Raw genomic sequence first — 14273 nt, forward strand, 5'->3', positions numbered from 1 at the left:
CGCACGGAAAATGTCGCGATTGTTGTAAATTGTTACTTTCGAACACACATTTTGGGTGTGTAACGTTTTTTTGTCACCTTGGTGGGATGCGGTGTGCAAGGAGTGGTGCGATGACAAGCCCCGAAGAAGTCCTCAAGTTCTGGCTCGACGAAGTTGGGCCTTCCGGCTGGTATGAGGCAAGTGACGCGTTGGATCAGACCATACGCGACCGTTTTCTGGCCGCGTGGGAACACGCGATGGACGGCGGCTATGCGCAATGGCTGACCTATCCCAGCGGAACGCTGGCCTATATCATCCTGCTGGATCAGTTCCCAAGAAACATGTTCCGCGGCGACGCCAAAAGCTTTGCCTCGGACCGGGTGGCGATGGCGGCGGCAAAGGCGGCCATCCATCATCGCTTCGACATGCGGATCGACGCCCCGGCGCGGCAGTTCTTCTATCTGCCGCTGATGCATTCGGAAAACCTGTGTGACCAGGAACGCTGTATCCGCCTGTTCATCGAGCGGATGCCCGAGGCGGAAAACAACCTTCTGCACGCGCGCGTTCACCGCGAGATCATCCGCCGTTTCGGGCGTTTCCCCTATCGCAACGATGCCCTGTCACGCAGTTTCACCGACCCGGAACGCGCCTTTGTCACCGAAGGCGGCTATGGCACCATCATGCAGGAACTGCAGGCCGCCGAAGCCGCCTGATGTCCGTTTCGTTCAGCCGTTCACTGTCTCGGGCTGAACATCGTCGGAAAGGGCGCAATTGCTGAGGTTCAGGATGGTCTCTCCGGCCTTCTTGGACGCGGTTTCGACACCGATGCGCATCAGGCGTTCCGGCTCGGAGGCGATATTGTCGATGCGCGTCTGAACCGCGTCAAGCTTGGTGCCAAACGTGGTAAGCCGCGCCTCGATCCGGGCGGCGCTTGCGCCTGCGGTGCCACCGGCCGTCTCGCCCATCGTCGCAAGGTCGGCCTTCATCGCAGCCAGATCGCTGCGCAGTCCGCCGATCTCGGTCGTGACAGGTTCCAGCACTTGCAGGTTCCCGGCAAAGGAGGCGGCGACTTTCTCGACCGTGCCGGACAATTGCCAGAGCAGAAACAGGCAGATCGCGGCCAGAAGCAGGGTCGCGTTGATCATCGCCAGCACCAGGTTCCTAATAAGTCTCATCGCCGGTTTCTCCGTTTATCCCTGAGGTTGAGCAAACACCAAAATCCGCGTCTTGGGAACCGGGAATTGTCCGGGAATTGTCATTGTCTGACATCGGTGTAGGGCCGCGTTGAAGTGGCGGAAAAACTGCACTAGGCTCAACCAAAACCCATGCTGGAGGGAGGCCGCATGTCAGCCAAGAATTTCGACGTCGTTGTCATTGGGGCCGGTCCGGGCGGCTATGTTGCGGCGATCCGGGCGGCGCAGCTGGGGCTTTCGGTGGCCATTGTCGAGCGCGAACACATGGGCGGCATCTGCCTGAACTGGGGCTGCATCCCGACCAAGGCATTGCTCAGGTCGTCCGAGGTGTTTCACCTGATGGAACGCGCCGGAGAGTTCGGGCTGAAGGCGGAAAAGATCGGCTATGACCTTGATGCGGTGGTGAAACGTTCGCGCGGGGTGGCGAAGCAGCTGAACTCCGGCATTGGCCACCTGATGAAAAAGAACAAGGTCACGGTGTTCATGGGCACCGCGACGATCCCCTCCAAGGGCAAGGTCAGCGTCAAGACCGACAAGGGCACCGAGGATCTGACCGCGAAAAACATCGTTCTGGCCACCGGCGCACGGGCGCGGGAACTGCCGGGGCTTGAGGCAGATGGCGACCGTGTCTGGACCTACAAACACGCGCTGGTGCCGCCACACATGCCGAAGAAACTCCTGGTCATCGGGTCCGGCGCGATCGGGATCGAGTTCGCCAGTTTCTACAACACGCTGGGCGCCGACACGACCGTGGTCGAGGTGATGGACCGCGTGCTGCCGGTTGAAGATGCCGAGATAAGTGCCTTTGCCAAAAAGCAATTTGTCAAACAGGGCATGACGATCATGGAAAAGGCCATGGTCAAGCAGCTTGACCGCGCCAAGACCAAGGTCACCGCCCATATCGAGGTCAAGGGCAAGGTCGAGAAACACGAGTTCGACACGGTGATCTCTGCCGTCGGCATTGTCGGCAATGTCGAGGGGCTGGGGCTTGAGGCACTGGGCGTCAAGATCGACCGCACCCATGTGGTGACGGATGAATACTGCCGCACCGGGGTCGAGGGGCTTTTTGCCATCGGCGACATCGCCGGCGCGCCGTGGCTGGCGCATAAGGCGTCACATGAGGGCGTGATGGTGGCGGAACTGATCGCCGGCGGCCATCCCCATCCGGTGAAGCCCGAAAGCATCGCGGGCTGCACCTATTGCCACCCGCAGGTGGCGTCGGTGGGTCTGACCGAGGCCAAGGCCAAGGAACAGGGCTATGACATCAAGGTCGGCCGCTTCCCCTTTATCGGCAACGGCAAGGCGATTGCGCTGGGGGAACCCGAGGGCATGGTCAAAACCGTGTTTGACGCCAAGACGGGCGAACTTCTGGGCGCGCATATGGTCGGCGCGGAAGTGACCGAGATGATCCAGGGCTATGTTATCGGCCGTCAGCTTGAGACCACCGAGGAAGACCTGATGAACACCGTCTTCCCGCATCCCACCCTCAGCGAAATGATGCACGAAAGCGTGCTGGATGCCTTTGGCCGTGTGATCCACATGTAAAAAGGGGCGCCACCCGCGCGCCCCTTCCTCTTGCCCGAAATACCTCGGGGGTGAAGCTTGAAAACCCCGTTTTCAAGCGAGGGGGCAGCGCCCCCACGCCTCTACCCCACGCGCCTAAAGGATCGCGTGGGCGAGGATCATCATCACACCCGACCCGATCACATAAAAGACATCGACGCCAATCGCGAACCCCGATTTCTGCGCCCATGCGCCGGTGTTTGCGACATAGGCCGCCGCCGACAGGATCGCCAACAGCGCGACCCCAAGGCTTTGCGTCGTTTCGGTAAGACCGATGATCAGCGCCAGCAGCAGAATGGCGATCCAGTTGATGACCATTGGTCCCATGGGCATTTTTGCAGGCGGTTCCGGGTCGATACGGCTGCCTTCGGCCCACCGTTTCTGCAGGCCCAGAAACGGTCCGTAGACCACGAAGCCAAACACTGCCGCGGCGACAAACCCGGCAGCAAAGGCAATCCAGTTCATGTCAGTCATAGCGCAGCCTCCAGGCTTTCAAGGATCAAGGTCCAGCCGCCTTCGTGATTGTCGCGGCTTTCCTGATTGGGGAAACGGACATGGGTCAGGGTCAGGTCGGTGCCGCCGTCGCGGGGGCGCAGTGTCAGGGTCACTTCGCTGTCTTCCTGCGAATAGGGCGATACCCAGGTGAACCGCAGCCGCGTGGCGCGGTCGATTTCCAGGTATTCGCCCTCGTGTGGCCAGCTCTCATCGGCGTCAGGGGCCTGCATCACGATGCGGAACCGGCCGCCGACGCGTGGGTCGTTTGATGCTTCGGGCACGGTCATGCCGGGGCCGGGGATCATGAATTTCTGCATCATGACCGGATCCAGCCAGGCGTCGAACACGCGTTCGGGCGGGTAGGGCAGGTGCCGGGACACCTCTAGCGAAAGTTCATTTGTCATCATTGTCCTCCTTCAGGGCAGCGTCGAGGGCATCCAGCCGCAGCGCCCAGATCGAGCGCAACTCGGCAAACCAGGTGTCGATTTCGGAAAGGGGGGCCATTTGCACTTCGATCAGGTGTTCGCGCCATTCGGTGAGGCGGCTGACCAGCCCTGCGCCTTCCAAGGTTTTGATATGCTTGGAAACAGCATTGAGGCTCTGATCGAAGCGGCGGGCGATATCCGTCACCTTCAAGGGGCCGTTCTGGGCCAGAAGGGTGAGGATTTGCCGCCGCGTCGGATCAGACGCGGCCTTGAGAATGGCGCTGAGCGCGCTTGGATCCTTTCGTTCAACCATATGGGTGAATAACACGCGGCCTGCGATCAGTCAACCGTTTGGGTGAATGACGGGCTGCCCGCCCGCCCGCGCAACAAAAAAGGGGCCGCAACCGGCCCCTTTTCCAATCATTTGTTTGCGCGGAACGCGTTATTTCACCGTGATCGGCTGCCGCATCAGCACGTGGTCGCTGACCCCCAGCACATAGACCAGGTCATATTCGCCAGGCGCCTCGGGCAGGGTCAGCGTCAGCACCCCGCCATCCCTTGTATAGGCATAGCCGTGATAGCTGTCGCTGCCGCGATCCATCACCGCGATCCAGTCGTCCTGATTGCCCGGTCCGGTCCAGTCCACGGTGATCTGACCGCTTGCTACCATGTCGCCGGTGGTGGTCAGGCTGGCCGTTGCGGGGGTCAGCGTGACGGGCAGGCGTTCGATCACGGTATTGCCGCTGTCCAGCACATAGGCGATCTCGAACGGGCCTGTTTCCGCCGGAAGGCGCAGTGTCAGCGGGTTGCCGTCGCGGGTGTAGCTATAGGTCGTGTAGTCGTCGGTTCCGGGGCGCAGGACGGCGATATAATCCCCTTCGGTCCCCGGTCCGGTCCATGTGACCGAGACAGTGCCGCCCTGTTCCAGCGTGCCATCCACCGACAGCGTCGCGCCAGCAGCGGTCAGCGTGACAGGCACCCGTGTCAGCACCGTGTTGTCCCGGTCCAGCACGTAAGCCAGGTCATAGTCGCCCGGCTCTCCGGGCAGAGTCAGTCTGGCGGGGTTGCCGTTCTGGGCATAGGCATAGGCGACATAGTCATCCGTCCCGCGCCGGAACAGCGCGATATAGTCACCCTTGTTGCCCGGCCCCTGCCACGGCACATCGACCCGCGCCCCGGCTTCCAGCGTCGCGGGCGCGGTAACGCTGGCCTTTGCCGCGACGATGGTCAGGTCGGCGCGCGCGATCACCTTGTTGCCGGTGTTCAGCACATAGGCCAGCTCATAGGCGCCGGGAATGGCGGGCATGGCGATCTCGGCCGGGTTGCCATTGCCGGTATAGGCATAGCTGACGTATTTGTCGGACCCTTTCGGGAACACGGCGACATAATCGCGTTCATTGTCCGGGCCTTGCCACGCCACCTTGATGCGGCTGCCCGCCTCGGCGGTACCGGGCGAGGTCACGCTGGCCGAAGTGTCCTGAACCTCGATCGGCATGGTGGCCAGCACGGTCGCCTTGTTGTTCATCACATAGCGCAGCTCATAGGTGCCGGGTTCGGCGGGCACGGCAATCTCTGCCGGGCTGCCGTGGCGGGTATAGACATAGCTGACATAGCCGTCATCGCCGGGCTTGCCGATGGCGATATAGTCGCGTTCGTAATCCGGGCCCTGCCACATGACCTGGGCCGTGCCTCCGGCGACAAAATCCGTGCTGGGCGACAGAAGGGCCGTCACCGGGGTCACGGTGATTGGCCGTGTCGCCAGCACCTTGGCGCCCTCGTTCAGGACATAGCGGATCTCGTAATTGCCATCGGACGGCGGCATCACCAGATCCAGCAGCGGCCCGTGGCGGGTATAGGTATAGTGGACATAGTTGTCGTCACCCGGCACCCCGACGGCGATATAGTCATGCTGCGCGTCCGGTCCGGTCCAGCCAACCTGCACCGTGGCCCCGGCAACCGCGCTTTCGGGCGCGTCCAGCGTGGCGGGGGGGCGGAACTCGGGCAGTTCGACCACCACGGTCTTGTTGACCTTGCCGACGCCGAAAGTGGCCTCGGCTGAGGCCTCGTCCTCGGGGCGCAGCACCTCGACCCGGTAGGTGCCGGGCAAGAGGGCTTCGGCCAGATCGACTGCCGAATGCTGGTCATGAATGGTGTCATCCTCGCTTGAAAGCGACCAGATCAGCGGCGTGGTGATATGGCGCCCGCCGGGGCCGTCGGTGGCCACGATGGTGACCTTGACCGGCTCGGGCGCGGGATCGGGCTCGGGCGGCGCGGCGGTCACGACGGTCAACGCCTGCGAAAGCTCATCGGCATTGGAGGCGGTGCGGAAAGTGCCCCCGGTTTCATCGGCCAGGCACTGCATCTGCGCCAGCGCGGTCTTGTCCGAGACATCGAACCCCACAACATGGGCGGTGAAATTGACCCCGGCCTCTTCCAGCGCGCGGGCGGCGGCGCATGGGTCGGCGTTGCAGGTCTCGACCCCGTCCGAAACAAGGATCACCGTGGCGGCGTCCTCGGTATAGCGCAGCGCTTCGGCGGCCTGCCTGACCGCGTCCAGCATCGGCGTCTTGCCCTTGGGTTTGATACCACGCACCGCGGCGGCGATCTGGTCGCGGGTGGCGGTGCCGGGGGCGACGATGGTTTCGATGTCAGTGCAGTCCCCCTTGCGGCGGTGGCCATAGACCGTCAGCCCCAGCGCCTGATCCCGGGGCAGGGTCGTCAGCAGCCCCTCGACCACGTCCTGCGCAATTGTGATCTTGGCGGTGCCGTCGATCTGCCCCCACATCGACCCCGAACCGTCAAGGACCAGGATCGCCGACGGACGGTCCTGTGCGCTGGCGGGCAGGGCGGTGGTGGCCGCAACAAGGGCGGCGGCGGCAAGGGGGGCACGGGCGGAACGTGGTAAAACGCGCATCATCAGGTCTTTCGTAAAATGGCTCTTGTGGAATGCGCTGAATAATGCCGCCTGAGCCGTGACAATCAAGTGAAACCCGCAACGTCCCGGTGCTGCGTCCGTATTTCGTCGCGGTGCCGTAATTCTGGTCATAACGGATGCGGATGGCTGCCGATTCCAGGCCTGCGCGGACAAATCAATTCTCAAAGTTCCTGTAATGTTCTCATTTTTCGGTTGGAGACTCGCGCCTGTTCGCCTACATCTGAAAAATCAGTTAACGAGGGCGACATGGCCGAGTTGAAGAACATCGAGGTGCGCGGCGCGCGCGAGCATAATCTCAAATCCGTCGACGTGGACATTCCGCGCGATCAGCTGGTGGTGATTACCGGGCTTTCCGGCTCGGGCAAGTCGTCGCTGGCGTTTGACACGATCTATGCCGAAGGCCAACGCCGTTATGTCGAAAGCCTGTCGGCCTATGCCCGGCAGTTCCTTGACATGATGGAAAAGCCCGATGTCGACCACATCAGCGGCCTGTCCCCGGCGATTTCCATCGAACAGAAGACCACGTCGAAGAACCCGCGCTCGACCGTTGGCACGGTGACCGAGATCTATGACTACCTGCGGCTTCTGTTCGCCCGCGTCGGCACGCCCTATTCCCCCGCCACCGGCAAGCCGATCGAGGCGCAGCAGGTGCAGGACATGGTCGACCGGATCATGGAGATGGAAGAAGGCACGCGCGCCTATCTGCTGGCCCCGATCGTGCGCGACCGCAAGGGCGAATATCGCAAGGAATTCCTTGAGTTACGCAAGCAGGGCTTCCAGCGGGTCAAGGTCGACGGCGCATTTTTTGAACTGGACGAACCGCCGAAGCTCGACAAGAAATTCCGCCATGACATCGACGTGGTGGTGGACCGGATCGTGGTGCGCGAGGGGCTGGAAACGCGGCTGGCCGACAGCCTGCGCACCGCGCTGGACCTTGCCGACGGGATTGCGGTCTTGGAAACCGCGCCGAAGGATGACGAGGCGCAGCGCATCACGTTTTCGGAAAACTTCGCCTGCCCGGTGTCGGGTTTCACCATCCCCGAGATCGAACCGCGCCTGTTTTCCTTCAACGCCCCCTTTGGCGCCTGTCCCGATTGCGACGGGCTGGGGATGGAGCTGTTCTTTGACGAACGGCTGGTGGTGCCCGACCAAACGCTGAAGGTCTATGACGGCGCGCTGGCCCCGTGGCGCAAGGGCAAGTCGCCTTATTTCCTGCAAACCATTGAAGCGATTGCGAAACACTACGGGTTTGACAAGAACACGCCCTGGAAAGACCTGCCCGAGAAGGTGCAGAAGGTGTTTCTCTATGGCTCGGGCGAGCAAGAGATCGAGTTCCGCTATGACGAGGGCGGCCGCGTCTATCAGGTGACGCGCGTCTTCGAAGGCGTGATCCCAAACATGGAACGCCGCTATCGCGAGACCGATTCAAACTGGATCCGCGAAGAATTCGAGCGCTACCAGAACAACCGCCCCTGCCACACCTGCCGTGGCCACCGCCTGCGGGAAGAGGCGCTGGCGGTCAAGATCGGCAGCGGCGATGAATTGCGCCACATCGGCCACGTGGTTCAGATGTCGATCCGCGAGGCACTGGCCTGGATCGAGGACGTGCCGAACCACCTGACCCCGCAACGGCAGGAGATTGCCCGCGCCATCGTCAAGGAAATCCGCGAACGGCTGGGGTTCCTGAACAATGTCGGTCTGGAATACCTGACTCTGTCGCGGTCGTCGGGCACGCTCTCGGGCGGCGAAAGCCAGCGTATCCGGCTGGCCAGCCAGATCGGGTCGGGGCTGACGGGTGTGCTTTACGTGCTGGACGAACCCTCGATCGGGTTGCACCAGCGTGACAATGGCCGGTTGCTGACCACGCTCAAGAACCTGCGCGATCAGGGCAACACGGTGATCGTGGTCGAACATGACGAGGAAGCGATCCGCGAGGCGGATTATGTCTTTGACATCGGTCCCGGCGCCGGGGTGCATGGCGGCCAGATCGTCGCCAAGGGCACACCCGCCGAGATCGCCGCCGACCCCGCCTCGATGACCGGGCAATACCTGTCCGGCACCCGCGAGATCCCGGTTCCAACCGAGCGGCGCAAGGGCAACAAGAAATCCGTCACCGTGGTCAAGGCCAGCGGCAACAACCTGCGCGACGTGACAGCCGAGTTTCCGCTGGGCAAGTTTGTCTGCGTGACCGGCGTATCGGGCGGCGGCAAGTCGACCCTGACGATTGAGACCCTGTTCAAGACCGCCTCGATGCGGCTGAACGGCGCGCGCCAGACGCCCGCGCCCTGTGAAACGATCAAGGGGCTGGAACATCTCGACAAGGTCATCGACATCGACCAGCGCCCCATCGGGCGCACGCCCCGGTCGAACCCCGCAACCTATACCGGGGCCTTCACCCCGATCCGCGACTGGTTCGCCGGTCTGCCCGAGGCCAAGACGCGCGGTTACAAGCCCGGTCGGTTTTCTTTCAACGTCAAGGGTGGCCGTTGCGAGGCCTGCCAGGGCGACGGCGTGATCAAGATCGAGATGCATTTCCTGCCGGATGTTTACGTCGAATGCGAGACCTGCAAAGGCGCGCGTTACAACCGCGAGACATTGGAAATCCGCTTTAAAGGCAAAAGCATAGCGGACGTTCTTGATATGACGGTGGAAGAGGCGCAGGAGTTCTTCAAGGCGGTGCCCGCGATCCGCGACAAGATGGATGCGCTGGCCCGTGTCGGTCTTGGCTATATCAAGGTCGGCCAGCAGGCGACGACGCTTTCGGGGGGCGAGGCGCAGCGGGTGAAGCTGTCAAAGGAACTCAGCAAACGCTCGACGGGCCGGACGCTCTATATCCTCGACGAACCCACGACGGGCCTGCATTTCGAGGATGTGCGCAAGCTGCTTGAGGTGCTGCACGAGCTGGTCGAGCAGGGCAATACGGTGGTGGTGATCGAACACAATCTGGACGTGGTGAAAACCGCCGACTGGATTATCGACATCGGGCCCGAAGGCGGTGATGGCGGCGGCGAGATCGTGGCGGTCGGCACGCCCGAAGACGTCGCCAAGGAACCGCGCAGCCATACCGGGCGCTATCTGGACGCGATGCTGAACGGGACGCCGCTGGCGGCGGAATGACGGGACAGAACCGGGGCCGGGGGCGCATGTCCCCCGCCTTTGGTCCCCGGCGCGTCAGCGCAGGATGTCTGCAGTGGCCCCGATCAGCCGCAGAACGGCATTGGTCTTTGGGTCGACGCTATAGACGTGATCGGACGCGATCAGATAGGTCAGCGCCGGATCAAGCCGATAGCGTTTCGGGTCGGTCAGCTTGATAAAGTCCTTCAGGATGCGATCGCCGGGGCGAAAGATCTTCTTCACCTGACCGGGCGGCACACAGGGCACCGCCTTTTTTGCCAATCCCGGCGGACATCCGGCCAGCGCCGTCACGGGCGCCTTGTTGCCTTTGTTTCCCTTGTGGTTCTTGCCGTTGTCCGCATGTGCGGCCAAGGGCAGGACAAGCGCGGTGGCGATAGCCAATGAGATGACGCGTGTTTTCATGGAAACCTCCGTAAAAGCCTGTGTGACATGTCGCAAGCCAATGTTCCAGATAGGGAGTCCCACGCATTTTTCATCGGCAGGCCGACGCCGATCCTCAGCTTTTCTTCAGCGGGTTTTCACGGGGCAGGTGCTGAGGCCGAGGATCGAGTAGAACATGCACGAGGACATCAACCCGGACACCAGCGGAACAATCCCGATCAACAGCCACAGCGACCCGGTCATCGCATAGGCGACCAGCAGGGCGATCCCGAGGATGATCCGCAGGATGCGGTCGATGGTGCCAACGTTTTTCTTCAGCATGGGGTGTTTCCTTCCACGGAGTTTGGGTTCTGTTTCAGGCCCTTATCGGAAGGTGAACCGGAAAAACAGGCGCAGTGGCGAAGGACAGATCAGAACGTTCCGTCACGCGCCGTCCGGCCCGTCGCTCAGGCCGCCAGAAGCGCCTGGGCCTCGTAACTTCTGAGGCTGGGACGAACGGCCATGTCGCGCCTGCCGCGACACCGCAGGGCGCGGTCCAGATCGGCCTGCAGCGCGGGATCGAAGCTGTGCCGCACCTGCGGACCGGGCTGGAAGCTTTCGCTCCATTGCCCGTCCGAGAGGATCAGCTCGTGATCGGGCAGCAGCAGGTGGAAATAGTCGACACGGTCGGCCTGATGGCAGCGCGTGACGGAGATATCGTTCAAGAGGTCCTTGGCCTTGACCAGCACCTCGTCGCTGCCGAACAGCAATTCCGCCCGCGATCCGGTCAAAAGGATGCGATGCTGGGGCGACACGACAAGGTCGCGGTCATTGTCCAGAACCCCGGCGCGGATGCAGATCGGCAGGTTGTCGGTCTGTGGTGTCAGCACCGAATGGCCAATCCACAGGATCGGCTGATAGCCATTGTCCAGCGTCAGCACACGCATCCCGGCGCGCAGGTCCTCGACCGCGACGTCGCCATTGTCGGTGGCGATCCGGGTGCCGGGGGCAAAGCAGGGGGCGCGCTGTTCGATCTCGACAAGGGCGGTGTCGGTCTCGCCGCTTGCGTCCTCGATCGTGTAGTTGAAATAGACCGTCTCGTCATCGCCATCTGCCACGATGGTAAAGGTGCCATCGGGGTTCAGTGTAATCTGCTGCCCGGTGGCCAGCGTCACGGTGTCGCCCGCCGATACCGGCTGGCCATTGATATGGGTGATCGTCAGGTTCGGCCCGGCAGAGGACACGTCATTGCCCAGCACGTCCAGCACCTTGGTGCCGCCGTATTTGATCGAAACGTCGTCATCCTGGGCCACGATCGCCGATTGCACCGACCCGCCCGCGATCAGAAGGTTGGTGTCATAGCTGCTGTCCGAGGCATCCGCGACCCCGATCATCAGCGTGTTGATCCCGTCCTGCAACACTCCGGTGAATGTCAGCGTGACGGTGAACCCGTCCATCTCGGTGTTGTACTGGTCGTTGGTGTTGTCGATATAGAGGTTCTCGTTGGCGTCGTTGATATTGCTGATCGACGCGGTGCCGTCACCCACCGAAAATGTCGCCAGCTCGCCGTTGATCCAGACCCCGATCGCATCGTTATAACTGAGGTATTCGGGGTATTCTTCCGAGGACAGCACGAAATCCACCGTCAGAAGTTCACCCGCCGTACCGGTGAAATCGATGGTCATGTAAGACGCGTCATAAGTCCGCGCGCCGGCGATCTCGTTGAACAGGGCGTTGTTGTTTTCGCCGCTTGTGTTGGTCGAGCGCGACGAGGACATGTTGGTGTTGGTGCCGCCATGCGAATTGGTGAAATCATCGACATGGCCGGTGGACAGGATCACGCCGCTGTCGGCGGGGGCAACGCCGGGGCTGGTGGTGTCGGCGCCGGTGTAAATCCCCGACGACTGGTTGTCGCCGGTATAGGTTGCGCTGACGATGCGGGTGGGATCGCCAAAAATCTCGCTGGCCATGTCCATCGCGGACGCGGACGTGTTGATGTTCAGCTCGGTCGCTGTTGCCATGGGGCTGCTCGTCCCTGATCTGCCTCTTCAGGACATCTGTCGGTCCTGTTTTGACCAGTTGTTGCGCAGTATTTGTGGCGCGATCAAGGCTTGGGTGGGGAATTTCGCTAAGATTCCCAAAGGTTGAGCTGCAATGGTGTCTGTTTTGCAACCTTTTCCCGGCGCGCCGTGACACGCCGGGAAGCTGCCCCTGGGTCAGCCGCGCCCGCGTTTTTCGAACCGGGGCAGCATGGCCGAGAAATCCATGCCCTTGCCGTCTTCCTGATTGACGAAGCGATCATAGAGATCGCGCGCCAGCTGGCCCATCGGCGTGTCGGCATCCGCAGCTTCGGCGGCCTGCTGGCTGAGGCCAAGATCCTTCAGCATCAATTCGGCGGCGAAACCGGGCTTGTAACCGTTGTCGGCGGGGCTTTGCGGACCGACGCCGGGGGCCGGGCAATAGGCGTTCATGCTCCAGCTATACCCCGACGAGGTCGAGACCACGTCAAACATCTTCTGACGATCAAGACCCAGCTTGTCGGCCAGTGCAAAAGCCTCGCAAGTCGCGATCATGGTGACGCCAAGGATCATGTTGTTGCAGATTTTCGCGGCCTGACCCGCGCCCGCATCGCCGCAATGCACCGCCTTCTGGCCCATGATGTCGAACAGCGGTTCGGCCTTGGCAAAGGCCTGCGCCGTGCCGCCCGCCATGAAGGTCAGAGTGCCGGCAGACGCACCGCCGATCCCGCCCGAGACCGGCGCATCCACCGACAGCAGGCCGGATGCATTGGCCGCCGCCGCCACCACGCGGGCGCTTTCGACATCCACGGTCGAGCAATCGACCAGCACCGCGCCCTGGCTCATGGCGGGGATGATCTCTTCGGCCACCGCGCGCAGGATCTGGCCGTTGGGCAGCATGGTGATGACCACCTCGGCCCCGGTCGCGGCCTCGGCACCCGAGGCGGCCATGGTCACGCCCTCGATCGTCACCTCCGCCATGTCGAAGCCAATGACCTCGTGGCCCGCCTTGGCAAGGTTCGCGGCCATCGGCCCGCCCATGTTGCCAAGCCCGATAAATCCGATCTTCATGTGGCTCACTCCCTTTTTTCGAATGTAAGTTCGTCCGCACCCAGCGGCATCAGCATCTTCGAGACGTCGATGGCGGGCAAGCGGTCAATGTCGTGTTTCCATGTCGGGTTGCGGTCCTTGTCGATGATCTGGGCGCGCACGCCCTCGACGAAATCACCATGCTCCATGGCCCGGTAGGTAAAGCGGTATTCCAGCGTCAGCGCCTTCTGGATGTCGGTCGCGCCGCGCAGACGGTGCAGCATCTCGACCGTGCAACCCATGGACAAGGGGCTGGCACGGTTCAGTTTTTTCAGCGCGGCGGCGGCGAAATCGCTGTCTGATGTGGTCAGAAGGTTGACAATGTCGCCCAGCGCCTCGCCCGCGAAGAGGGCGTCGATCTGGGGCTGTGCGGCCTCTAGGGTGCCTGCGGGGGCAGGGCGGGCGGCGGCGTCGATCCGCGTCCAGTCGCCGGTTTCCTCAAGCGCGGCAATCAGCGCGGGCCAGTTGTCTTCGGGGATGTAGTAATCGGCAAAGCCGGCAAGGATCGCATCGCCCGCGTTCATCCTGTCGCAGGTCAGGCCGAGGTATTCTCCGATCCGCCCCGGCGCATTGGCCAGCAACAGGCTGCCGCCCACATCCGGCACCAGCCCGATGCCACATTCCGGCATGGCGATCTGGCTGGTGTCGCCGACAACCCGGTGCGAGGCATGGCAGCCGACGCCGACACCACCACCCATGGTAAAGCCCTGCATGAAGCTGGCGACGGGTTTCGGGAAGGCGAACATCTTGGCGTTCATGCGGTATTCATCGGCCCAGAAACGGCGGCCAAAGCTGTAATCCCCGACCTTTCCGGTCTCGTAAAGTTCGGCAATGTCGCCACCGGCGCAGAAGGCGCGGTCGCCTGTCGCGTCGATCACGATCATCTTTACCCCGTCGTCCGAGGCCCAGGCATCAAGCGCGTCCTCGATGGCAAGGCACATGTCATAAGACATCGCGTTCAGCGCCTTGGGGCGGGTGAAGGTGATGCGGCCTGTCTTGCCGGATATGCGGATGTGGATGTCAGACACTTTTGTTTGCTCCGTTTCCAGTGTTGCGCCCGGCGGCACCGCCGGGCTGCATC

At 62.3% G+C, this 14273-nt stretch carries 13 protein-coding genes; 3 read left to right on the plus strand and 10 right to left on the minus strand.

Features of this window, described 5'->3' with window-relative positions; genetic code table 11:
• Window positions 1–110 precede the first annotated feature (110 nt).
• On the plus strand, window positions 111–692 hold the full coding sequence (locus tag JQ863_RS09900; protein ID WP_204114109.1) for a DUF924 family protein: 582 nt from the start codon (window positions 111–113) through the stop codon (window positions 690–692).
• 12 nt (window positions 693–704) lie between these two features.
• On the opposite strand, the gene JQ863_RS09905 is transcribed toward JQ863_RS09900, so the two are convergent.
• Complete coding sequence (locus JQ863_RS09905; protein WP_204114110.1) at window positions 705–1154, minus strand: hypothetical protein; 450 nt, start codon at window positions 1152–1154, stop codon at window positions 705–707.
• Between the two features lie 168 nt (window positions 1155–1322).
• Between JQ863_RS09905 and lpdA the strand changes: the two genes are divergently transcribed.
• The gene (gene lpdA, locus JQ863_RS09910) at window positions 1323–2717 is read left to right on the plus strand and encodes a dihydrolipoyl dehydrogenase (RefSeq protein WP_204114111.1); all 1395 of its coding nucleotides are present in this window, start codon (window positions 1323–1325) and stop codon (window positions 2715–2717) included.
• Window positions 2718–2831: 114 nt separating this feature from the next.
• On the opposite strand, the gene JQ863_RS09915 is transcribed toward lpdA, so the two are convergent.
• The 4 genes from JQ863_RS09915 to JQ863_RS09930 all read right to left on the minus strand — a co-directional run bounded on the left by JQ863_RS09915 (window position 2832) and on the right by JQ863_RS09930 (window position 6572).
• Window positions 2832–3209, minus strand: a complete 378-nt coding sequence (locus JQ863_RS09915) for a twitching motility protein PilT (RefSeq protein ID WP_204114112.1) — start codon at window positions 3207–3209, stop codon at window positions 2832–2834.
• Entirely contained in the window at window positions 3206–3634 is a 429-nt protein-coding gene (locus JQ863_RS09920) for an SRPBCC family protein (protein ID WP_204114113.1), read from the minus strand. Before JQ863_RS09920 ends, JQ863_RS09915 begins: the two co-directional genes overlap by 4 nt.
• The gene (locus tag JQ863_RS09925; protein WP_204114114.1) at window positions 3624–3968 is read right to left on the minus strand and encodes an ArsR/SmtB family transcription factor; all 345 of its coding nucleotides are present in this window, start codon (window positions 3966–3968) and stop codon (window positions 3624–3626) included. Before JQ863_RS09925 ends, JQ863_RS09920 begins: the two co-directional genes overlap by 11 nt.
• A gap of 129 nt (window positions 3969–4097) precedes the next feature.
• Window positions 4098–6572 (minus strand): vWA domain-containing protein, encoded by a 2475-nt coding sequence (locus JQ863_RS09930; RefSeq protein ID WP_204114115.1) that lies wholly within the window; start codon window positions 6570–6572, stop codon window positions 4098–4100.
• A 264-nt stretch (window positions 6573–6836) separates the two neighbouring features.
• On the opposite strand from JQ863_RS09930, the gene uvrA reads away from it, so the two are divergent.
• On the plus strand, window positions 6837–9707 hold the full coding sequence (gene uvrA, locus JQ863_RS09935) for an excinuclease ABC subunit UvrA (RefSeq protein WP_204114116.1): 2871 nt from the start codon (window positions 6837–6839) through the stop codon (window positions 9705–9707).
• A gap of 54 nt (window positions 9708–9761) precedes the next feature.
• Here the strand turns inward: uvrA and JQ863_RS09940 are convergent, their stop codons facing one another.
• The 5 genes from JQ863_RS09940 to JQ863_RS09960 all read right to left on the minus strand — a co-directional run bounded on the left by JQ863_RS09940 (window position 9762) and on the right by JQ863_RS09960 (window position 14220).
• Complete coding sequence (locus JQ863_RS09940) at window positions 9762–10127, minus strand: hypothetical protein (protein ID WP_204114117.1); 366 nt, start codon at window positions 10125–10127, stop codon at window positions 9762–9764.
• A 105-nt stretch (window positions 10128–10232) separates the two neighbouring features.
• Window positions 10233–10427 carry a YgaP family membrane protein gene (locus JQ863_RS09945; RefSeq protein ID WP_204114118.1) on the minus strand — a complete coding sequence of 65 codons (195 nt, stop codon included), beginning with the start codon at window positions 10425–10427 and terminating at the stop codon, window positions 10233–10235.
• A 125-nt stretch (window positions 10428–10552) separates the two neighbouring features.
• On the minus strand, window positions 10553–12106 hold the full coding sequence (locus JQ863_RS09950) for a Hint domain-containing protein (RefSeq protein ID WP_204114119.1): 1554 nt from the start codon (window positions 12104–12106) through the stop codon (window positions 10553–10555).
• Window positions 12107–12301: 195 nt separating this feature from the next.
• Entirely contained in the window at window positions 12302–13174 is an 873-nt protein-coding gene (gene mmsB / locus JQ863_RS09955; protein WP_204114120.1) for a 3-hydroxyisobutyrate dehydrogenase, read from the minus strand.
• Window positions 13175–13179: 5 nt separating this feature from the next.
• Window positions 13180–14220 carry a 3-hydroxyisobutyryl-CoA hydrolase gene (locus tag JQ863_RS09960; RefSeq protein ID WP_204114121.1) on the minus strand — a complete coding sequence of 347 codons (1041 nt, stop codon included), beginning with the start codon at window positions 14218–14220 and terminating at the stop codon, window positions 13180–13182.
• Window positions 14221–14273: the final 53 nt, after the last annotated feature.

The sequence above is a fragment of the Shimia biformata genome (assembly GCF_016888515.1).
In the GTDB taxonomy this organism is placed as follows: Bacteria; Pseudomonadota; Alphaproteobacteria; order Rhodobacterales; family Rhodobacteraceae; genus Shimia_A; species Shimia_A biformata.

What these genes read in the sequence shown, in the direction of transcription:
- JQ863_RS09900 (WP_204114109.1), top strand. Translation starts at nt 111, where the DNA reads ATGACAAGCCCCGAAGAAGTCCTCAAGTTCTGGCTCGACGAAGTTGGG.
- JQ863_RS09905 (WP_204114110.1), bottom strand. Translation starts at nt 1,154, where the DNA reads ATGAGACTTATTAGGAACCTGGTGCTGGCGATGATCAACGCGACCCTG.
- lpdA (WP_204114111.1), top strand. Translation starts at nt 1,323, where the DNA reads ATGTCAGCCAAGAATTTCGACGTCGTTGTCATTGGGGCCGGTCCGGGC.
- JQ863_RS09915 (WP_204114112.1), bottom strand. Translation starts at nt 3,209, where the DNA reads ATGACTGACATGAACTGGATTGCCTTTGCTGCCGGGTTTGTCGCCGCG.
- JQ863_RS09920 (WP_204114113.1), bottom strand. Translation starts at nt 3,634, where the DNA reads ATGACAAATGAACTTTCGCTAGAGGTGTCCCGGCACCTGCCCTACCCG.
- JQ863_RS09925 (WP_204114114.1), bottom strand. Translation starts at nt 3,968, where the DNA reads ATGGTTGAACGAAAGGATCCAAGCGCGCTCAGCGCCATTCTCAAGGCC.
- JQ863_RS09930 (WP_204114115.1), bottom strand. Translation starts at nt 6,572, where the DNA reads ATGATGCGCGTTTTACCACGTTCCGCCCGTGCCCCCCTTGCCGCCGCC.
- uvrA (WP_204114116.1), top strand. Translation starts at nt 6,837, where the DNA reads ATGGCCGAGTTGAAGAACATCGAGGTGCGCGGCGCGCGCGAGCATAAT.
- JQ863_RS09940 (WP_204114117.1), bottom strand. Translation starts at nt 10,127, where the DNA reads ATGAAAACACGCGTCATCTCATTGGCTATCGCCACCGCGCTTGTCCTG.
- JQ863_RS09945 (WP_204114118.1), bottom strand. Translation starts at nt 10,427, where the DNA reads ATGCTGAAGAAAAACGTTGGCACCATCGACCGCATCCTGCGGATCATC.
- JQ863_RS09950 (WP_204114119.1), bottom strand. Translation starts at nt 12,106, where the DNA reads ATGGCAACAGCGACCGAGCTGAACATCAACACGTCCGCGTCCGCGATG.
- mmsB (WP_204114120.1), bottom strand. Translation starts at nt 13,174, where the DNA reads ATGAAGATCGGATTTATCGGGCTTGGCAACATGGGCGGGCCGATGGCC.